A 20,651-nucleotide genomic window follows, 5' to 3' on the forward strand; every position below is an offset into this window, starting at 1 on the left:
GTATGAAAATCTTTTCCGTCATCATCTTTTCGCTTTTAGTAACTTTTCCGTTGATATCACAGGACAGGCGTGAGGTTGGGAATCTCGTAATGGAAGGTATCCCGGAGCAGATCCCGTCCGATATCGAAGAGAGGTATAACCGCTATTCCAATATGCGCAGTGCGGCATTTGAGGATTGGGATTATTACGGAGAGGGTGTTTATATTACGACGCGTTTTGGTGACGTTACGCAGGTACATTATGTCTCTCAGCCGACGAAATACAGACAGCAATTAACTTTTTTTCCGGAGCCTGTCACTACAGCGATCGGGTCACCCAATCCGGAATACGACGGATTTGTGTATTATAAAGATGAAGGCGGGAATGAAAATTACCAGATATATTTCTACAACTGGAAGACGGGAAACAGTAAGATACTCACCGATGGTGTATCGCGTAACTCAGGTTTTACATGGAATAAGGATGGTACAAAGTATATCTACCGCAGTAATAAGAAGGATAAAAAGACATTCGATTTTTACGTAGCAGACATGGGGAATGTCTCAAGCGAGCGTCTCCTGCTCGACGTGAATGAAAGCGGGTGGGGAATAATGGATTGGAGCGATGATGGGGATAGGCTATTAATGCGCAAATATATTGCGCGAACGGAATCCGAACTGTATATATATACTATCTCCACCGGTTTATTGAACCCGGTATTTAATTATGATAATATAAAGAAAGTCTCATACGGCGATGCGTATTTCGCGCATAATGGAAATATATTTCTGGTTTCAGACGAGGACTCTGAATTCAGGACACTTAAAAATTATAATCCTGCAACGGGCGAGATGAAAGTTCTCACGCCGGACCTTAAGTGGGACGTCGATAATGTTGCTATCTCTGATGAGGGCAGATTGCTTTGCTTTACTACAAATGAGAACGGGTTTTCAAAGATGTATCTCATGGATGTGCTTACATTCGAATACAGTGAGGTGACGGAGATCCCGCAGGGGAATGTCTCGGGGGTTAGGTTTAGCAAGGATAATAAGACTCTTGGATTCTCAATGATAACTCCTACTTCAGTTAGAGACGTTTATACATACGATATAGATGAGTATAAACTTACACGCTGGACATTTAGCGAGATGGGCGGACTGAACCCGGATATTTTCGTTTCACCTGAACCGATATATTATCCATCATTCGATGATAGAAATATACCGGCATTAGTCTATAAGCCAAAAGTTGCTACAGGTAAGCTACCGGTTATAATAAATATTCACGGCGGACCGGAGGGGCAATCGGACCCTTCATTCAGCTCTACCATTCAATTCTTTGTAAATGAGCTGGGTGCAGCTGTAATCGAGCCGAATGTACGGGGTTCGTCGGGTTATGGGAAAACATATCTCGATCTGGATAACGGCATGCTCCGTGAAAATTCGGTCAAAGATATAGGTGCACTGCTCGACTGGATCGCGTCTCAGCCAGAACTCGATGCTGAGAGGGTGTGTGTAATGGGCGGCTCATACGGCGGTTATATGGTGCTTGCTTCGCTGGTACATTACAGCGATAGAATAAGGTGCGGGATAGACGTTGTCGGGATAAGCAATTTCGTAACATTTTTAAATAACACAAGTGAGTACAGGCAGGACCTTCGCAGAGCGGAATATGGCGATGAGACAGACCCGGAGATGATGAAATTCCTGGAGAGCATCTCTCCAAATAAGCACGTAGATAAGATCACGAGCCCGCTCTTTGTGATACAGGGATTGAATGACCCGCGTGTTCCCGTAACGGAGGCAGAGCAAATGGTGCAGGCTATGAAAGAAAACGGACGGGAGGTGTGGTACCTAATGGCAAAAGACGAAGGTCACGGCTTTAGTAAGAAGTCGAACAGGAATTTTATGATAGCAGCTGAGGTGATGTTTTTGGAGAAGTATCTTTTGGGTAATTAATAATCAGATCGCAGTTTTCTTATTTGTAATATCGTTAATTTTCTTTTCCAGCCATACTTTATCGCCCGTGAGGTTAAGGGTATTTATCCTGTCCAGCAATTCGTCCGCTCTTTCTTTGTCCGGATCATCCTTCAGTTTTATCAGGGAATTTGTGAGATTAATAAAGTTTAACCCTTTTTCGCGTGTTATGTCGGTTACTTCCTTATGGGAGGTGACGAGATGCCTGAATGAGTTAAGCTGTGAAATAACAGCTTCATCGTACCCTAGCTCATAGAACGATTTTACGAGCAGATATTTCATGTCAACTTTGATCATCGAATAGTCTGTTTTGATCGATCGCAGGGCTTCAATGGATTTTTCATACTCACCGCGCTCGAAGTTAATCATAGCCATTCCAAAATCCGCAAGCTCTTTATTTTCCTTATTCAAATACTTTTTATAATTTTTAATATAATCGTACGCCCAGTCTACCTCTCCAACTCGTAATGCTACCAAGACAGTATTTCGGAATCTAAATGACGTAATGATCCTTCCCGGGGCATAATGACCCAGCTTGTATTTTCTCTCGAGGTCATAGAGACCAAAAAGATCTTTGTAAAAACTCCTGTCCCCACGGTTAATTTTATAAGTACAGACAAATTCCAGAGTGCCCATTAATTGTGACACCTCCGCGTTTTTGAGGACGGACATAGTTTTTAGTAACAGATTGTACAAATTGTGGTAATGCTCAGAATCATCCGGATTAAGGATACACATCATTCTATAGTAATAGAGGGTAAAAATACTTCCGTATTTAATATTATTTTGTTCGAGAAAATTGATAAGGTTCTGAAAATCGATCTTTTCAAAAAACACTTTAACAAATTCCCTATCTATATCGGCGTTTAAGGCGTCTTCGTTGATCTTCATGTTTACATAAATGTCATTAAGGCGGATGAGGAAGTAGTAGATAAGATAATTTCCTTCCGATGCAAGTGATTCGAATACTTCCTTTTGTCTATCCCTGTGAAGTTTGAATTGTACGTCTATCTCCTCGAGGGTGTGCAATTGTAAAAACAGCGCTTCATCGAGTTTTTCCTTTTGGAGGATATTTTTCAGGGCTTTTCTTTCCGAAGTAAAAAGCGCATCAAGTCTTCTCATGTTTGCCTCGCTGAGAAAATCCAGAGACTTTCTTATCTCATCGTTATTATACAGATCAATTGCAATAAATTCCTTTGCCAGCTTCAGCAGTTGTGAGCTTAGATTTCTCATGACCTGATCATTGTATTTCTCCCCAGAAAATATCTTATCATAAAGCTTTTCCTTCTTTATCAGATGTTCCGGGAAGTCGGGGTGATACTTCTTTAACTGGGCTGCAAGGCGGACAACACTCTTGTTGGAATTAAAATAAGGGGATGCAGTGAAATCGAGAAACCGTTTCATCTCCTCCTCCGACAGGGTTTTAAGTATTGATATGATCTTACTCTTATACAACCAAGCTGATTACTTTCAAAAAAATCTTAGAAAAGGCAAATAAATATAAAACAAAGATATAGCTTACTCATTGTAAAATATAATCAAAAATAGATTCTTTTTCATGGTTACAAATACAAAATATTTATAAACAATAGTTTAAAGTTACATTTTAAAAACTCTTTCAACAAGAAAAGTGTGTCTACCGGCTCTAAAGGTAAGATTTTCTCATATCCTGCGCGTGTTAAAAGCAAAATCGAGATTACATATCAGGATTCTCTTATTTGAGGCGTGTACCTTTGATGTCTTAGATTTGTATAAGTTCTTTTAACTAAGAAAATTCATGAAGGCAATCCTGGATTTATTTTGCCGGTAAAAAAACGATTCCGCGGAAACAGGGGTAAATAACTTTTAAACTGTTAAGCCTTCGACAGACCTCTTCATCGTTTTAAAGCCGGCTTTAAACTTGAACAGAGTTTAAATAAGAAGGCAGTTCAGGATAAAAAATTTTAAAAAACAAATGTTAAACAAAATCACAACGGAGACAACTTTCAAAATGAAGGCGATCAAATTTTTTTGCTTATTATTATTTATTTGTGTTAGTGGAATTGTAATTCCCGCAAATGCACAGAACAGGGTAGCACCCGACGGCGTTATTGAGTCGGAAATTAGCGATAATGCAATCCCTCCGAGTCCACGAGATCTCGTAAGCGGTGAAAACGCAGATATGATCTCACCCGAGATCACAAAGAATTTTTCTGCGCAGAATAATCAGACCGATGAATACGGCGGTTCTGTCGGAGGTAATTATTATATGCAGGGACTGGGCGCAAATGCTAACTTCCTCGAGATAAACCATGACATTATTTTTAATCAGAACGCCAATGGTTCAATCGATGCCTGGGTATATGTCCAAAGTACCGGTGTACAGATCATTACCGCTAAGGGAGCAACCACTGCAACAGTCAGCTTTTCATTTTTTATTGGGTCGGGCAAATTGGGACTAAGAATGGGTAACAATCTTGTATCCAGCGATGACGCAAATAACTTTCCATTAAATAAATGGACACACGTGGCTGTAACATGGACAAGTAATGGCGGCAATTTTGATGTAAAATTTTATATCGACGGAGCTCAGTCAGGTACGACGCAATTACTTACAGGTCCAATGCCTCTTAACACGGATAAAGTAAGGATCGGAAGTTCGGAATACAATTCGGGATCTTTCTCAGGCTTTATAGATGAAGTAAGGTTCTGGAACCCTGTGATCACACTAGCAATGATAAGAGCAAACCGTTTTATTGGATTAGGTGAAGACCTATTCTCTAATTTTGATGGAAGCAATTACGACGGAAGTTCATCATACACTGGTTTGCTAGCGTCCTACACTTTTAACTCGGCATTGCTTTCACTGGTGTTTGATAATATCGGTGGTCATAATGGTATTTTGAAGGGAGCCGCAAATCTAACTACATCCTCATACGGTAACCCAATGCCATATAACAATGCTCTGTATTTTCCATCATCAGGCGGAAACGACAACATTGTGAATATAAGAGATACGACGACTTTCAATTCCTTTATTACCACTGATGGTACAATCGAAATGTGGGTGAGATTTAATTCTCTGCCGTCAGCGACAACACATTTGATCTCCAAAGGCGGAAGTTCACCAACGAACTCTTTCCTTCTTGGAGTGAATAGTTCGGGCAAATTATTCTTTAATATTGCCGGTAATGCTGTAACTTCGACAGGTCCTTCAATACCTGCATCAGACTGGACCCACGTGGGAGTATCCTGGAACGATCAGGGCAGTAACTTTTTGGTGAAGTTTTTTCTTAACGGTGAATTAAACGATAGCTTGATATTAAATGCTGCAAATCTCCCAACAAATTCGGATCCTATCAGGCTGGGTGTTTCCCAGGCATTTCCCGGCGGATTAAGCCCGGTCAATGCTTACATTGATGCTATCAGGATATGGAATGAAGATCTATCATTAGATAGTTTGAGAAGGTTCGTATTTGCATCATCTTCAGCATTAGAAGAGACTGTTACTAACAGGCTTTTAGCTGCATGGGATTTCGACGGTACATTAGTACCGCGCGGAAGATTTTCTACAATGCGCGGAACATTCACCACCGCTACATCTAATACATGCAGATTCAGCGCATACACCAATGAAGCATCGGTAACCGGTCATGTTTTGGATCTTGATCTTTTTGGACATCCAACAACAATAAAAAGACCGGGAAATTTCGGGTCGGTATTTCCATATGGTTCATATATTCATCCTGTTTTCACAACGCTTCCGGATAACGATCCAAACGGAGTTTCAGATGTTATAACGGTTGGACCGTCTTTCCCTGATGAAAATGTTAATACAGTTGAGCTTTTTCTCTCGCTGGAAGGTACGAGAGTGAGCGATATTTCGGTGACATTAACCGCTCCTAACGGGCAGACAAGAACGGTTGTAAACAATCACGGCGGTACTAACAATAATATCTTAACATTCTTCTTCGATGGCGCTACAGCTAATTTAACGTCACCTGAATTTCCGGCTCCATGGAGTCACGGGGTTAAGCCCTCAGAATCATTCGGCAACTTCGGTAACTCGCAAGCAAGAGGAAACTGGACCATAAAGGTCAGTGACGGATCAGCAGGAGTTGAACATACATTTTTTGGATGGGGTATAAGGCTTAACGGTTTGAGTACAGTTGGCATTCAGCAAACTACATCAAATATACCGGAAAGGTTTGAACTGTCGCAGAACTACCCAAATCCCTTTAATCCATCGACTGCAATAAATTTTGCTCTACCAAAAAGCAGTTTAGTAAAGCTGAAAGTATATGACATAGTGGGGAGGGAAGTAGCAACTCTAGTTAATGAAGAACTGAGCCCAGGAGCATATGAATATACTTTTGACGGATCACAGCTTACCAGTGGAGTATATTTCTACAGAATCGAGGCTGATGGATTTACGGAGATAAAGAAAATGATGCTTGTTAAGTAGAAATTATTTTACATTCCCTTTGTTTCGAAAGCCCCTTAAATGGGGCTTTTTAATTTACAGTAGCTGATCTGCTTTTTCAAGAAGCCATTTACGAGAGGCTATACTCTCCTTTTGGATCTTTCTCTTTATATCCGATACTTTTGACTTTTTGGGGTTTGATTTCTGTTTAGCGAGGTTAGTTACAGCATTAAGAAAGTTAAGATGCGATGCTCTTGTTGATGGAGCAATATTCTCGTTAGAGTTGATAAACTGCCGGAATGAGTTCAGGGCAGAAAGAAGTGTTTCGATATAATCGAGTTCATAGTAAAGCTGGATTGTCAGGACTCGCATGTCAAGCTTAGCGATATACATGTCAGTCGAAAAATCCCTTAGGTTTTCAAGTGCGTTTTCATAATCTTTCTTTGAGAATAATAAATAACTGCGAGCGATATCGGCAATTACTTTACCGTCAGTTGTGAGATGTTTTTTATAATCATTCACGAAATTATCTGCCCAATCATATTCTTCCTCCCTATAAGCACACAGGAAAATATTTCTGAATTTCATTGCCGTAATATGCGACATGCCTCCAAGTAATAGTATCTTATGTTTGATAGCCAATCTATAAGCATCGTACATTTCGGTATTAAACTTCGTTTTGCCCCGGTTTATTTTATTTACACAGTATGTCTCGATAGAAGTAAATATCGTATAGAGTTCTTCATTATTAAGTGTATCCAAACTTTTTTCGAAAAATTCTCTTAGTTTGAAATAATATTCTTCTTTTTCCGGATACATTATACAGAGAATTTTGTAAAAGTAAATACCGGCAATAGAAGCAAACTCAATATTTTTATTATCAACATATTTGCTGATCTTTTCAAGGTTTGTATTTGAAATAAATTCCTCGACCAGATTCACATCGAATCGAGCATTATAGGCATTTTCGTTTACCTTTATATTATTATAAAGAATAGACAGCTGAACAAGGAAGGAGAATATATAATATTCTCCCTGCTTCAATATCACCTCGGGTACTTTTTGCTGTTTATCTCTGGTAAGTATGAAATTAATTCTTTCAAGTTCCATCCTGTACAAATTATAGAACCTCGGATCAGGAACATTATTTGTAGATAAAAATTCTTTTTCAAGTAATTTTAATTCGGATTGATAAATATTATCCAGCTTTTTTAGGCTTAGCTTTCGCAACAGATTGAAGCTCTTTTCATGTTCATTTTCTTCATAGAATTCTATAGAGAGAAAATTTTTCGACAGTTTTAACATCTGTGAACTTAGATTCTTCAATGTTTGCTCATTGTATTTTCCGCTTGGGAAGATCTTTGCAAATATATTTTCCTTCAATAGTCCCGGTGAAGTAAAAGCAGGATAAAAGTTTTTAAGAACATTGAAAAATTTGACCAGGTTTGTTGATTTATTAAAATATGGGGACGATACAAAATCACCGAAGCGTTTCAGCTCGTCACGATCGAGTGTTTTCAGAAAGTCTATTATCTTACTTTTATGCATTTCCGGCTGTTACTTTTCTATTTCAAAAATCTTAAACAAAAGCAAATAAACTACTATACATTAATAGCTTACATTTAGTCCATTCCCAGAAAACCCTGAAATAATTGATTTTGGCGATTACTTTTCCAGATATTTTTACTCTCTGAATATAGTTATTACTTTTCTAAAAAAACCTAATTAAAAATTATCCACATTTTAGAAGCAAAGATAGCATTATTTTCAAAACACTAATAAACCATCCGGTTTTAGCTAGTACTTTCATACTCACTTCATTTTGATTGAGCAGTATAGTCATCCTAGTTTTGTATATAAGTTCTTACAAAAATTTTTTGAAGGCATCCGATATTTATTGTCGGCTAGACGGTACCGCGGAGCAGGGTATGTTCACTAATTGAACATCTGCTTGCCTTCGGCAGAACCTGCAATCGTTTAAGCCGGCTTTAAAGTGAAGGCATCAGGATGAAAAATTTGAAAGTAAAATTAAAATGGAGAAGTCAAAAATGAAGGCAAGTTTTATAATAAGTGTTTTGCTAATGATGTTAATCTTAGGGAATAATGGTTATTCTCAGGATTCATATTTGCCGGACCTTGGAGGTCCAAATTCCGACGGCAGAAAGTCAAACTTATTGCCGGAGGGTAACCTAAATACACCCCGGTTTACTGATCCAATATATTCTAATCTGCCAGAGACAGATGATTTTGGTGCGGATGGATATAATAAATGTCTTACGGGTTTAAACGGTTCTGCTAACTACGTCGAAGTAGATAATCAAGCCGTTTTCCAGCAAACAGTAGATGGTACCATAGAGGCATGGGTTTATATCACCAACTCGACAAATTCCAGCTATATCATGGCAAAGGGCAGTACGCAGGCAACGACTGCATTTTCTTTTTACATACAGGGAAATACATTAAAGCCAGGTTTGCGAATGGGAAACAGTTTGGTATTAGCCGACAGCAGTGTAAAACTCAATGAATGGTGCCATGTATCTGTAACATGGATCGATGTCGGAAGTGATTACCAGATCGAATTTTATATTAATGGTTACGAAGCCGGAAGCCCTTTACTAAACACATCAATGCCGGTAAATACGGATAAAGTAAGGATCGGCGGAGCACAATATGCAAACGGGACATTTTACGGTAAACTGGATGAGGTAAGGTTCTTTTCAAGAAATAAGGATTACACGAGTACTGTAAGAAGGAGATGGCTGGGAATAGGAGACGAGCTGTTATCTAACATTACGGGTTACAATCTAACTTCAGCAAAAGACTATGAAGGACTTGAAGCATCATGGACTTTCAATTCAAGTTTCGGAGTGTTCGTATTTGAAAATATAAGGGGTCTTACCGGTACGATGATTGGAACAGCGGCAACGGAGAAAACTGCTTTTGACCAGCCGCTGCCATATAATTATTCACTAAATTTCCCGCAGGGCAACAGCGACAGCAGCCGAGTAACGATCCGCGATACAACCGAATTCAGCAACTTTATTACTACGGACGGTTCAATAGAGATGTGGGTTCGTGTGCTAGATTTTCCAATGCCGGGATCGGTTCATTTAATTTCAAAGGGTAATACTCCGGCAAACACTTCATTTTTGCTGGGGATTAACACATCGAGGAAACTTTTCTTCAATATTGCAGGAAATGCAGTTGTATCGACAGGGGATTCGCTCCCTACATTTTACTGGACACACATAGCTGTATCATGGAAGAGGAATGGAAGTGCGTATGATGTTACATTCTTTGTTAATGGAAAGCAGACAGATACTCAGACTCTAAACAGCCCCGTGATGCCGATTACAACAAACTTTATTCTTCTCGGCAGATCAATCGCGTTTCCGGGTGGATTTAGTCCCGGTCCTATGGAAATGGATGAGTTAAGGATATGGAACAATGTTTTGAATGAGGAACAGATCAAGAAGCAAATGTTTGCATCCAGCAGGGCGTTGAGCAATAATACCAATCTTTTAGCGGCATGGAGTTTTGATTGTAATTTGAATTGTTACGGCAGATTTAAAACTATGCGTGGAGTATTCGGGCAGGGATATTTAAGCTCATGCTATTTTAAGGGCTATATTAATGACAATACAGCCGGTGGAATAAATGAGCCGAGAGCATCCGTATCAACTACACTGAGAAGAGGTGAAACAATTAATTCTGTTTTTCCGGACGGATTCTATGTTAAGCCGTCATTCAAATTAATTCCCGATAACAATATAACAGGTGTGTCGGATACTATTATTGTTGGAGACAGTTTTCCGGATGTGGATGTAACTTCGGTTGAATTGTTTTTAAATATTTACCATACAAAGATTGGACAGGTAAATGTCAGGCTGGTAGCCCCTGACGGAACGATAAGAGAAGTTCTCGCAGGTGACGGGGGTGACTACATGAATGTGATGACTATCTTCCAGGATAATGCCGAAAACAATCTCAGCGGGGTTAGACCGCCCTGGAGTTCCTCAGTAAAACCGGGACAGGTATTTGGAAATTTTGGTGGCTCACCATGCAGAGGTAAATGGATATTAAAAGTTGTGGATACAACGACACCAATATTCGGTAAGTTACTAGGCTGGGGAATCAGGCTAAACAACCAAACCACCGTTGGGATACAAAACGTCTCGACCGAGATTCCGGGAAAATATGAATTAGGTCAAAACTATCCTAACCCGTTCAATCCATCGACCGCGATCAAATTTAGCTTACCAAAGAACGGGCTTGTTAAACTTAAAGTATATGACATGCTGGGCAGGGAAGTAGCTTCCCTTGTTAATAAGGAGCTGACTGCTGGGTCTTATGAATATACATTCGACGGGGCAAAACTTTCGAGTGGGGTTTATTTCTACAGGATCGATGCAGGAGATTTTTCAGAAGTCAAGAAAATGACTCTTATTAAGTAGATATTACAAGACTCCTGTTGTTTTAAAAAGCCTTCTGCGAAAGTGGAAGGCTTTTATTTTTTGGTAAAGTGTTTACCTGTGAGAATTACAATAAAAGGAACTGCATGCAGGGCAAGAGCAAGGAGAAGAGCTTTGAGTTTAAAATCCCCATGAACATTTAAATAGGTGATGACGCTTAAGGGGATATACAATAGAGCTCCGGTTATCAACCCGGGGAAATATCTATGTAAACGAATTGATGTGAGTACATGCAGTATTCCATTTATTCCGACCAGGAATATTGCCGAAAGAGCTATAATCGGGAGTTCATTATGCCAAATTAAGACAATGAATACTAATGTGAAGAATAGAATATTTATTAGTAGGATCTGTGAATTGGAAATATTAAATCCAAAGGATGAAACCATTGCTTTGAAGTTCTTTGCAAAACCACCCGGGAAGACAAATTCTTCTAAAACATGAAGTATCGCACAAATAGTAAGTATCAAATAAAGATTAGAAAGTATAAAGCTCATAATATTAGCAACTTATGAGAGTTGTGGTGAGCGAAAACCAATTTCTTTTGTTTAAATATAGAATATTGAGCTCACAATTCCATTGCATTTATTTAGTATAACTAGTAATTTACCAATTCGTGTAAAAACGCATTAAGCTTATATTTAACAGAAATGAAGACAGCAATAGCAAATTCAGTCAGAACGACTAAATTTTCAAAAAGGGATGAAAACCCAGAGAATTGGTTTCTTGTCGATGCAGAAGGTAAGACACTTGGAAGGATGGCAAGTGAGATAGCAAAGAGGATCAGAGGAAAGATGAGTCCTAGATTTACTCCTAACAGCGATGCAGGTGATTGGGTTGTAGTTGTAAACGCAGAAAAGGTAAAAGTATCTGTAAAAAGAGAAGAACAAAAGGAATACTTAAGGCATACATTATATCCGGGTGGACAAAAGAGTGTATCATATAAAGAAATGCTGCAAAAGCATCCCGACAGGATAATCAGGCTTGCTGTGAAAAGGATGCTTCCGAAAACAAGACTCGGAAACAAATTAATCAACAAATTAAAAGTTTACAAAGGACCGGAGCATCCGCATAAAGCGCAGAACCCGGTTTCCATAGAGTTATAATAGATATAATACATGGCAACAAATTATACATCAGCAGTAGGACGAAGAAAGACAGCGACCGCGAGAGTTCTTCTCACACCCGGAAGCGGGAAACTTGAGATCAATGGTAAGGAAGCAAAAGACTTTCTGAAGAATGACGGGCTATATGACGACATGCTTGTTCCGTTCAGGGTAACGGATACTCTCGGTTCATTCGACGCAAAGATTATTGTAAACGGCGGAGGAGCAACCGGACAGGTAGGGGCAATCAAGCTGGGCATTTCGAGAGCTCTTGTAAAGAGCAATGAAGAGCTGAAGCCCGCGCTTAAGAAAGAAGATCTTATGACCAGGGACCCGAGAATGGTGGAAAGAAAGAAATACGGACGTCCGAAAGCAAGGAAGAGATTCCAGTTTTCAAAGAGATAATATATCTCTTATATTATATAAGATTTTTTCAAAAAACATATTTCCCGATCCCAGCTTACCCGTGTTCCGGTAGAAACCGGGATGTAAGCGGGAGATGACGGAGATAGAAGCCTGCCCCGATATTGGAGGCGGGAAAAACAAAAGCCTACATCTCAATTAGTTTCCCCATGCTCTGCATACGGCAGGGTGATTTCATACACAGAGATCGGCTTTTATGTAAACAATAAAAACATAATGGCTAAAATTCAAATCGAAGACCTTTTATTAGCCGGGGCTCACTTCGGGCACCTGACTAGAAGATGGAATCCGAAGATGAAGAAGTATATCTTCATGGACAGGAACGGGATCCATATCATTGACCTTAAAAAGACTCTGTCCTTACTGGAAGATGCATATAACTCTATAGTGAGAATATCTTCTGAGGGGAAAAAGATGCTTTTTGTAGGAACAAAGAAGCAAGCGAAAGCTATCATCCGTCAGCAGGCTGAAAGATGCGGAGCATTTTATGTATCTGAAAGATGGCTGGGCGGTATGCTCACTAACTTCAATACGGTTAGGAAAAGCATAAAGAAGCTTTCGAATCTTCAAAAAATGGAAACAGACGGCTCCCTAGACAATTTCGTAAAAAAAGAGCGTCTGATCATGATGAGAGAAAAGGAAAAACTCGAAAGAGTATTAAGCGGTATCTCAGATATGACCAAGCTTCCGGGCGCAATATTCCTTGTTGATGTTAAGAAAGAACATATTGCGATCGATGAGGCAAGGAAGCTGAGAATACCTGTGTACGCGATAGTGGATACAAACGTAGATCCTGATCTTGTGGATTACCCGATCCCTGCGAACGATGACGCAGTAAAATCCATCGAGATAGTAACTCGCGTTATTGCTGATGCGGTTATAGAAGGAACAGAGATTGCTAGGACAAGAAAGATGGATGAGTCTGAAGAGATGAAGGAGAAGATGGAAGTTGCCGGGGCAACAGAAGGCAGTGAAGAATCTGCAGGATAAATTTATTAAAAAACTCTAAATACGAATAATTCTAAATGGCAATTACAGTAGATCAAATTAAGGAATTACGTGCAAAGACAAGCGCGGGAATGGCTGACTGCAAGAAAGCACTCGAAGAGTCAGACGGCGATATGGAAAAAGCTATCGAATATCTTAGAAAGAAAGGCGCGGCACTTGCTACAAAGAGAGCGGATAAAGCGGCAAATGAAGGCGCAATTAAGTCAAAGATAAGCGGTGATAAATCAACAGGTGTTATTATAGAAGTGAACTGCGAAACGGACTTTGTTTCAAAGGGAGATGATTTCCAGAAATTTGCGGAAGACATCGCTCAAGCTGCGCTGGATAATACTCCCGGCTCGGTAGATGAATTATTGAATACGAGCGTAAACGGTCTAACCGTTCAGCAGAAGATAGATGAAATGATGGGTAAGGTTGGCGAGAAGATCGAATTAAAAGATTTTAAGACAGTGAAAGTCGATGGCGGGTTTGTGAGCGAATATATACACTTCGGTAGTAAGCTAGGTTCACTCATTGGAATAAAGGGCCAAGCAACTGATGACGCAGTCGATATCGGCAATAAGATAGCCATGCAGATCGTTGCAATGAACCCAATTGCAATTAATAGAGCGGGAATTACGGATGATGTTATTGCAAAGGAAAAAGAAATCTATACTACTCAATCACAGAACGAAGGCAAACCAGAGAACATTATCGAAAAGATTGTAAACAATAAGGTAGAGAAGTTTTACCAGGACAATACTCTTCTCGAACAGGAATACATACAGGATCCCGACAAGAATGTACAGGGATTACTGGATGAATTTGAGAAGAAGTCAGGCAATAAACTCGAATTGGTCGAGATGGTAAGACTCCAGCTCGGATAATTTTAAAAAAATCTCATTTGGATTTAAAGTATAAGAGAATACTTCTTAAATTAAGCGGTGAAGCACTGCTGGGTACACAGAACTTCGGAATTGATTCCGGTGTTGTGGAGCATATTTCCGATGAGATAGCCGGCATTAAAGAATCAGGCATCGAGATTGGTATAGTGATTGGGGGCGGTAATATTTACCGCGGATTATCAGCAGCACAGCAGGGGGTTGACCGTGTGACGGGTGACCAGATGGGTATGCTGGCGACGGTGATAAATTCACTTGCACTCCAGAATGCACTCGAAATGCGTAATATATATACCAGGGTTCAGTCGGCGATAAAGATGGATGAGATAGCAGAACCTTTCATTCGCAGAAGAGCAATAAGACACCTCGAGAAGAAGAGGGTGGTTATATTCGCGGCAGGGACGGGAAGCCCGTATTTTACTACCGATACCGCGGCGGCACTCAGAGCAATAGAAATAAAGGCAGACGTTATTATTAAGGGAACGAAGGTGGATGGCGTATATGATTCCGATCCTGAGAAGAACAAGGATGCGAGCATGTTCGATACACTTACATATAATGATGTACTTGAGAAGAATCTTCGCGTGATGGACATGACAGCGGTGACCTTATGTAAAGAAAATGACCTTCCCATTCAGGTATTTAATATGAATGGTAAGGGAAACCTTGCTAAGGTCGTATCCGGTGAAAAAATCGGTACAATTATTTCATAATCAAAGAATAGCATTATGATTAAGGATATTTTAAAAGAAGCGAATGCCAGGATGGAAAAGGCAGTGGAGCATGTAAAGGATGAAATGATGAAGATCAGGACAGGTAAGGCGAGCTCCAATATGCTGGATAGTGTAAAGGTAGATTATTACGGGACACCAACACCAATCAGCCAGGTAGCAAACGTTAATACGCCGGACTTTCATACAATTACTGTTCAGCCATGGGATAAAACGGTAATTCCTGCAATAGAGAAAGCGATCATGGCTGCTGACCTGGGACTTAATCCTGCAAATGATGGAAATCTTATCAGGATTCCTATCCCCCCATTGAACGAAGAAAGAAGAAAGGAAATGGTGAAACTTGTTAAAAAAGCAGGTGAAGAGGGGAAGGTTGCAGTAAGAAATATCAGGAGAGATGATATGGAAAAGCTTAAAAAGTCCGAGAAAGAAGACCATGTTTCTGAAGATGAGAGAAAGCATGCTGAGACAGAACTGCAAAAGCTGACCGATAACCATACAAAGGAAATCGATAACCTTGTAGATTCAAAAGAGAAAGAAGTAATGGAGGTTTAAATAAACCCCGTACGCGATGCGCCATTTTTGGTTTATCATTTACAATTCATTCGTGATCCCGGCATTATGGCTGGGGTTTAAGATATACGGGATTTTTAATTCTAAAGTACGAGAAGGTTTTAAAGGAAGAAGGGATCTATTCAGGAAACTGAGTAGATCCCTTTCGCATTTGAACGGAGAAGGAAGACATATACTAATTCATTGTTCATCTTTAGGTGAGTACCAGCAGGCAATTCCACTCATGGAGGAAATGGAGGGGAAGGGCTTTGTTATAACGGTAAGCTTCTTTTCACCGTCCGGATATAAGAATTCTAAGATACCTCACGAGAATATCGTTAAGACGTATCTGCCATTCGATTCGGTTAAAAAGGTTAGAAAATTTCTCGATGCGGGTAAATTTGATGCCATAATATTTATGCGGTATGACCTATGGTACAATCTTGTATATGAAGCGAAGAGAAGGGGGATAAAGCTTATAATCGCCAACGCCAGGCTCGATGAAAAGGATGTGTTTTGGAAACTCCCGGTATTTAAATCCATGAAGAGGGCTCTCTATAATATGATCGACGTAATATTTGTGATTGACGAAGAGGATAGAGACAGCTACTCTAGATATCTGGATACACAGAGGACTGAGATCAGGCTGGTTGGTGACTCTAAATATGAAAGGGTATACGCCGCATCGTTGAACAAACAGTATGATGATGTAATTCCTTCCGAGATAATAAAGGATCGAAAAGTTTTTGTTATAGGAAGCTCATGGAAAGATGATGAGGATGTTATTCTCCCGGTTGTAAACAAAATAATGGAATACGAGAAAGACCTGCTTACATTGCTTGTTCCGCATGAACCCAAAGAGAAGAAGATTGACATCATAGAAAAGACCATCAGGGAAAAGTATGAAAATATTAAAAGTATACGGTACTCTAACATAGAGAATTATAACAATGAGAATCTTATTATTGTGGATAGGATCGGCATATTGATGTCATTATATTCGATAGGATATGTGAGCTATGTAGGAGGTGGACTAAAATCAGGACTTCATAACATATTGGAACCTGCTATATTTAATATGCCGGTGTTTTTTGCCAATAAGGTGAAAAACTCCGATGAGGATGTGATATTGCTTAAAAGCGGATGCGGGAAAGTGGTGGAAGATCAGAGGACTTTTTACAGAAATTTCCGCAATGTACTGAAAGATAAGGAATTGCATGATTCGATGGCCAGGGGATGCAGGTTTGTATTCGAGGGCAGCCTTGGTACCGCAAAGAAAATCGTAGAAAAAATTGTATAATAAAATAAATAGTAATGTTTGACAGAAATAAATTCATAGATGAATCGCTGATTGAAAGTTCAGAAGTGAAAAAGCTTATTCTGGAAAAATGCAAAGATGACATTAATAATGCATGTGATGCCGTGAGAGATGCAATAAAAGACGGCAAAAAGATTCTTTTTTGCGGGAATGGGGGAAGCGCGGCAGATGCCCAGCACCTGGCTACGGAATTCATGATAAGGATGTCGCATGACATTAAGCGTCCGGCGATCGGAGCAATAGCATTAACAACCGATACATCAAATATAACAGCAGGCGGGAATGACATTGGGTTTGAAAATATTTTTGCCAGGAACGTGGAAGGACTTGGAAATGAAGGTGATATTCTGGTAGCCATATCTACAAGCGGTACATCTCCTAATGTGCTGAAGGCAGTCGAGATGGCGAAATCAAAGAACATGACAACAATTGGCTTCCTTGGAAAAGATGGAGGAAGGCTTGCGAATATGGTCGATATACCGATAGTTGTGCCGTCTGAGAATACACAAAGGATACAGGAAGGTCATATTACAATAGGTCACATATTATGTGAAGCTGGCGAGAGGGAAGTCTACGGAAATTAGAATCTGTCTATTTCATCACAACCATTTTTCTAATTTCTGAGGATGCGTTTGCTGTCATTTTATAGAAATAAACTCCGCTGGATAATCCATCCGCATTAATTTTAATTTCGTATACCCCGGGATTTTTATATCCATTAAGCAGAGTCTTCACTTCTCTTCCCGATATATCATATAAAATTATCATTACATCCGAGGCGACAGGTATCGAAAACTTAATATTCGTTTCTGGGTTGAACGGGTTGGGATAATTTTGTCCGAGTGAAAATCCTGCAGGAAGTATACTTCCCGGCTCTATGCCGGATATTGTTGAATCGGTAAAGATGTTCACACCAATAGATCCGCTGATAGAGCCAACGAGGATCTTATTCTGGTAAGTTAAGACAGGTGTGCATGATCCCGTAAGATTAAAATTAGTAAATGAGGTTCCGCCGTTTGTCGATTTGTACGCGCCGCCGTTTCCGGTTAGGTAGATATTCCCTGCAAGATCGAGTGTAACTCCGCGCGTAGCAGAGAGCGCATTACCCAAAGTGCTCCAGGTTAAGCCTTTATTTGTTGACTTATCAACGTTGTAAGGTGATGTAGTCGTTACCATATATAGGGAACCATCTGTATTCTGAAACAGGCTGTAACCGTTCTTACCCGAATTAAGATTCGCGCTGAAAGTCGCTCCGTTATCAGTAGAGCGGTAAAATCCTATACCTGTACCTGTTCCCGAACTTACTCCCACGTAAACTATATTGGAGCTGTCTTTATCGACAAGAACAGGGAGGACATTTAACCCTGTTAACCCGGTTTGTGTGAAATTTGCTCCGGAGTTAGTACTTCTGAAAAATCCCATCGATGTTGATACGAATACATAGCCGTTGGACCCGCATGCAACTCCCTGAGGCTTCTCGCTATTAAAAGCTGTGGTGCTTAAAACAGTGAAATTTGCGCCTCCGTTTGTAGATATCAAAAGCCCATCGGAGTAATTGGCTACAAAGATATTTCCGTTATCATCGAAATCGATTGCCCACATAGTATTGCCTGCACCGGCGTATATTGTGTCCCAGCTATCTCCACCGTTAGAAGATCTCCATATACGTGAATTAGCTCCAGTGAGACCGCCTGCATATATATTGCCCTGATCATCCTTTGTCAATGACCATACGCTTCGTCCGTTTAGTTTTTGTACCCAGGTTTGGGAATTTGCAGTACTTGATATAAGTATGATTGCAAGAAGGGTATATATTAGTCTCATGCCACTTATCTTTATTTCTGAACTGGTAAAATATAATAAAAAAGCTTATACCAATTAAGGTATAAGCTTAAAAATTTGTATGCATAAAGTCTTATTGTCCTGCGGAGTACATATCCTTAGCCCAGTACGGATAGTAAGAGTCGTCTCCGTTAAGGGTTTTAGCGTAGAAATAGTAATCGAACTTACCGGTCATCGGGAGGTTATCCACAGTCGCGCTATATAGACCAGAGTTATTTCCGTCATTCATCGGTTCGATGAGCTCCATAGAAACTTCGGTAAATTCATCACTTCCATCCTGTTTATAATAAAACTTAACACTATTCGGGTCTATTACATCTTTCGATGCGAGGTAAGTTGACATTGTTTTATCAGCATGTGAATACTGAGGCTCATTGCTCCATATCATTCCATAATATAACGCAGCGTCATAAGCATTTATGACACCCCAGCCGGTAATATTATTTGGATTATTGGGGTTACTTGCTGTATTTCTGAGGGCATCACGAACTTGCATCGGGGTCAGCTCAGGATGAACTGATAATATAAGAGCCGCAACTCCTGCTGTTATTGGAGTGGAAAAAGACGTTCCATCTGAGAATCTATAACCGTCCTCTTTTTTATCACTCATAGCTGCAACATATACCCTTACTCCGGGAGCAACGACATCGGGTTTTGTTCGTCCATCGCTTGTTGGACCATTTGATGTGAAGCTTGCTATCTGGCCGTCGGTAGTTACCGCTCCAACAGAAATAATTGAGTCGCCGTCTGCTGCTGACCCAAGTGATGGAATAGCTGTCTGGTAATAATTACCCATTGCATTTACTACAACGATGCCAAGATATGCGGCTCGGTCGCCGGCTATGGTTGTAATGGCAGTATTGCCATCATAGTTTTCGTATTTGTATGTGTTCTTATCATATGGAGGATCGTAATCTTTGTAAATGAGTGAGCTGGTTATAACGTCTACTCCATAGGCTTCAGCCCACTCGGCAGCTTCGAGCCAAAAATCTTCTTCCATCGGAACCTCACTGCTGACGTATTCGGTCTTTGCAAGGAGTATCTGTGAATCAAAGGCAGGACCGATCAATTTACCCGGAGCGTAACCCATCATTGATGAGAGAGTTGCTGTACCATGTCCCCCCTGGTCAAATGAATCTTTATATTTTTGTACTTTTTCTCTTGCTGTGTTTTTATCCTTATTAATAAAATCATATTCATCTATTATAAGCAGGTTCTTCAGTGCCTCGTGTGTTTTCCATTCGAAACCGTCATCGAAGCTTGCTATAAGTACACCTCTGCCTGTAACACCCATGTTATGTAATTTTGGGACGTTTACAGACTCATTTTGTTTTAACGAAGGACCATAATCATATTTATAGAGATTTGTATCAGTTGGCTCAATGTATTCAACGGATCTCAACCCGTCATAATAGGTTTCTTCTGTCATTGAGACGTCCTGCTTTATCATTTTATTTACTATCTGCAGGTGATCTACATAATTTAATTTCTTAATCTTATTTACCTGCGATTCGGTGAGGTATGCGCTTACTCCGTTTAGCCATCTTGACTTAGCAATAATCTCGACACCCATACTCTGGATACCGCTTACATACCGCTGATCAAGAGGAAGATCCATATAATCTATGAGATTGTTTTCGTCGAGAACTTTGAGCCTGCGTTTTATTGCTCTGTCCGAGAGAAGTGATTTCCCGGTTTCATATGCGTCAGATCCGGGCGTGATCTTTTCACCGGGTTTGTATTGCCCCTTATCTTTGAATATTATCCAGTATTTTGCGTCGGGGGTTTCGTCTGCTTGTATATTTGCCGAAAAAAACAGCAAAATAGCAAACAGAACAGTAATTCTTTGGATATATCTCCTCATGATTCTCCGAATTAAAGTTTCTGTTTATACTTATATAAAGAGAAACAGTTCAATAAAAGTTTAAAGAAAAAAAGGGGACATTTCGCGGAGCGAAATT

General features: G+C 40.0%; 16 protein-coding genes. 11 read left to right on the plus strand and 5 right to left on the minus strand.

All coding sequences use genetic code 11. The annotated features are described in order from the left end of the window. Window positions 1-2: 2 nt before the first annotated feature. Window positions 3-1,937 (plus strand): S9 family peptidase, encoded by a 1,935-nt coding sequence (locus H6614_01540; GenBank protein ID MCB9242340.1) that lies wholly within the window; start codon window positions 3-5, stop codon window positions 1,935-1,937. 3 nt (window positions 1,938-1,940) lie between these two features. Here the strand turns inward: H6614_01540 and H6614_01545 are convergent, their stop codons facing one another. Further along, window positions 1,941-3,359 carry a hypothetical protein gene (locus H6614_01545; protein ID MCB9242341.1) on the minus strand — a complete coding sequence of 473 codons (1,419 nt, stop codon included), beginning with the start codon at window positions 3,357-3,359 and terminating at the stop codon, window positions 1,941-1,943. Window positions 3,360-3,945: 586 nt separating this feature from the next. Between H6614_01545 and H6614_01550 the strand changes: the two genes are divergently transcribed. Next, a complete protein-coding gene (locus H6614_01550; GenBank protein MCB9242342.1) occupies window positions 3,946-6,399 on the plus strand; it encodes a T9SS type A sorting domain-containing protein in 2,454 nt (817 codons plus the stop codon). A 54-nt stretch (window positions 6,400-6,453) separates the two neighbouring features. On the opposite strand, the gene H6614_01555 is transcribed toward H6614_01550, so the two are convergent. Next, entirely contained in the window at window positions 6,454-7,905 is a 1,452-nt protein-coding gene (locus tag H6614_01555; protein MCB9242343.1) for a hypothetical protein, read from the minus strand. Between the two features lie 485 nt (window positions 7,906-8,390). Here H6614_01555 and H6614_01560 point away from each other — a divergent pair, with 485 nt between their 5' ends. Then, window positions 8,391-10,811, plus strand: a complete 2,421-nt coding sequence (locus H6614_01560; GenBank protein ID MCB9242344.1) for a T9SS type A sorting domain-containing protein — start codon at window positions 8,391-8,393, stop codon at window positions 10,809-10,811. Between the two features lie 53 nt (window positions 10,812-10,864). Here H6614_01560 and H6614_01565 read toward each other — a convergent pair whose 3' ends face one another. Continuing rightward, window positions 10,865-11,326 carry an HXXEE domain-containing protein gene (locus tag H6614_01565; GenBank protein MCB9242345.1) on the minus strand — a complete coding sequence of 154 codons (462 nt, stop codon included), beginning with the start codon at window positions 11,324-11,326 and terminating at the stop codon, window positions 10,865-10,867. A 153-nt stretch (window positions 11,327-11,479) separates the two neighbouring features. On the opposite strand from H6614_01565, the gene rplM reads away from it, so the two are divergent. From rplM to H6614_01605, 8 genes are all read left to right on the plus strand, one after another. Further along, complete coding sequence (gene rplM, locus H6614_01570) at window positions 11,480-11,935, plus strand: 50S ribosomal protein L13 (protein MCB9242346.1); 456 nt, start codon at window positions 11,480-11,482, stop codon at window positions 11,933-11,935. Window positions 11,936-11,947: 12 nt separating this feature from the next. Further along, window positions 11,948-12,340, plus strand: coding sequence for a 30S ribosomal protein S9 (rpsI, locus tag H6614_01575; GenBank protein ID MCB9242347.1), 393 nt, complete (start codon window positions 11,948-11,950; stop codon window positions 12,338-12,340). Between the two features lie 234 nt (window positions 12,341-12,574). After that, complete coding sequence (rpsB, locus tag H6614_01580) at window positions 12,575-13,348, plus strand: 30S ribosomal protein S2 (GenBank protein ID MCB9242348.1); 774 nt, start codon at window positions 12,575-12,577, stop codon at window positions 13,346-13,348. 35 nt (window positions 13,349-13,383) lie between these two features. After that, on the plus strand, window positions 13,384-14,232 hold the full coding sequence (locus tag H6614_01585; protein MCB9242349.1) for an elongation factor Ts: 849 nt from the start codon (window positions 13,384-13,386) through the stop codon (window positions 14,230-14,232). Window positions 14,233-14,249: 17 nt separating this feature from the next. Then, the gene (locus H6614_01590; GenBank protein ID MCB9242350.1) at window positions 14,250-14,960 is read left to right on the plus strand and encodes a UMP kinase; all 711 of its coding nucleotides are present in this window, start codon (window positions 14,250-14,252) and stop codon (window positions 14,958-14,960) included. A 15-nt stretch (window positions 14,961-14,975) separates the two neighbouring features. Further along, a complete protein-coding gene (gene frr, locus H6614_01595; protein MCB9242351.1) occupies window positions 14,976-15,533 on the plus strand; it encodes a ribosome recycling factor in 558 nt (185 codons plus the stop codon). A gap of 16 nt (window positions 15,534-15,549) precedes the next feature. Continuing rightward, window positions 15,550-16,830 carry a hypothetical protein gene (locus tag H6614_01600; protein ID MCB9242352.1) on the plus strand — a complete coding sequence of 427 codons (1,281 nt, stop codon included), beginning with the start codon at window positions 15,550-15,552 and terminating at the stop codon, window positions 16,828-16,830. A 14-nt stretch (window positions 16,831-16,844) separates the two neighbouring features. Continuing rightward, the gene (locus H6614_01605) at window positions 16,845-17,432 is read left to right on the plus strand and encodes a D-sedoheptulose 7-phosphate isomerase (protein ID MCB9242353.1); all 588 of its coding nucleotides are present in this window, start codon (window positions 16,845-16,847) and stop codon (window positions 17,430-17,432) included. Between the two features lie 7 nt (window positions 17,433-17,439). On the opposite strand, the gene H6614_01610 is transcribed toward H6614_01605, so the two are convergent. Next, window positions 17,440-18,672 carry a T9SS type A sorting domain-containing protein gene (locus H6614_01610; GenBank protein ID MCB9242354.1) on the minus strand — a complete coding sequence of 411 codons (1,233 nt, stop codon included), beginning with the start codon at window positions 18,670-18,672 and terminating at the stop codon, window positions 17,440-17,442. Window positions 18,673-18,763: 91 nt separating this feature from the next. Then, on the minus strand, window positions 18,764-20,554 hold the full coding sequence (locus H6614_01615) for a S8 family serine peptidase (protein MCB9242355.1): 1,791 nt from the start codon (window positions 20,552-20,554) through the stop codon (window positions 18,764-18,766). Window positions 20,555-20,651 lie beyond the last annotated feature (97 nt).

The organism is Ignavibacteriales bacterium (assembly GCA_020635255.1).
GTDB lineage: Bacteria > Bacteroidota > Ignavibacteria > Tepidaquicellales > Tepidaquicellaceae > JAEYVS01.

What these genes read in the sequence shown, in the direction of transcription:
- H6614_01540 (MCB9242340.1), top strand. Translation starts at nt 3, where the DNA reads ATGAAAATCTTTTCCGTCATCATCTTTTCGCTTTTAGTAACTTTTCCG.
- H6614_01545 (MCB9242341.1), bottom strand. Translation starts at nt 3,359, where the DNA reads ATGAAACGGTTTCTCGATTTCACTGCATCCCCTTATTTTAATTCCAAC.
- H6614_01550 (MCB9242342.1), top strand. Translation starts at nt 3,946, where the DNA reads ATGAAGGCGATCAAATTTTTTTGCTTATTATTATTTATTTGTGTTAGT.
- H6614_01555 (MCB9242343.1), bottom strand. Translation starts at nt 7,905, where the DNA reads ATGCATAAAAGTAAGATAATAGACTTTCTGAAAACACTCGATCGTGAC.
- H6614_01560 (MCB9242344.1), top strand. Translation starts at nt 8,391, where the DNA reads ATGGAGAAGTCAAAAATGAAGGCAAGTTTTATAATAAGTGTTTTGCTA.
- H6614_01565 (MCB9242345.1), bottom strand. Translation starts at nt 11,326, where the DNA reads ATGAGCTTTATACTTTCTAATCTTTATTTGATACTTACTATTTGTGCG.
- rplM (MCB9242346.1), top strand. Translation starts at nt 11,480, where the DNA reads ATGAAGACAGCAATAGCAAATTCAGTCAGAACGACTAAATTTTCAAAA.
- rpsI (MCB9242347.1), top strand. Translation starts at nt 11,948, where the DNA reads ATGGCAACAAATTATACATCAGCAGTAGGACGAAGAAAGACAGCGACC.
- rpsB (MCB9242348.1), top strand. Translation starts at nt 12,575, where the DNA reads ATGGCTAAAATTCAAATCGAAGACCTTTTATTAGCCGGGGCTCACTTC.
- H6614_01585 (MCB9242349.1), top strand. Translation starts at nt 13,384, where the DNA reads ATGGCAATTACAGTAGATCAAATTAAGGAATTACGTGCAAAGACAAGC.
- frr (MCB9242351.1), top strand. Translation starts at nt 14,976, where the DNA reads ATGATTAAGGATATTTTAAAAGAAGCGAATGCCAGGATGGAAAAGGCA.
- H6614_01600 (MCB9242352.1), top strand. Translation starts at nt 15,550, where the DNA reads ATGCGCCATTTTTGGTTTATCATTTACAATTCATTCGTGATCCCGGCA.
- H6614_01605 (MCB9242353.1), top strand. Translation starts at nt 16,845, where the DNA reads ATGTTTGACAGAAATAAATTCATAGATGAATCGCTGATTGAAAGTTCA.
- H6614_01610 (MCB9242354.1), bottom strand. Translation starts at nt 18,672, where the DNA reads ATGAGACTAATATATACCCTTCTTGCAATCATACTTATATCAAGTACT.
- H6614_01615 (MCB9242355.1), bottom strand. Translation starts at nt 20,554, where the DNA reads ATGAGGAGATATATCCAAAGAATTACTGTTCTGTTTGCTATTTTGCTG.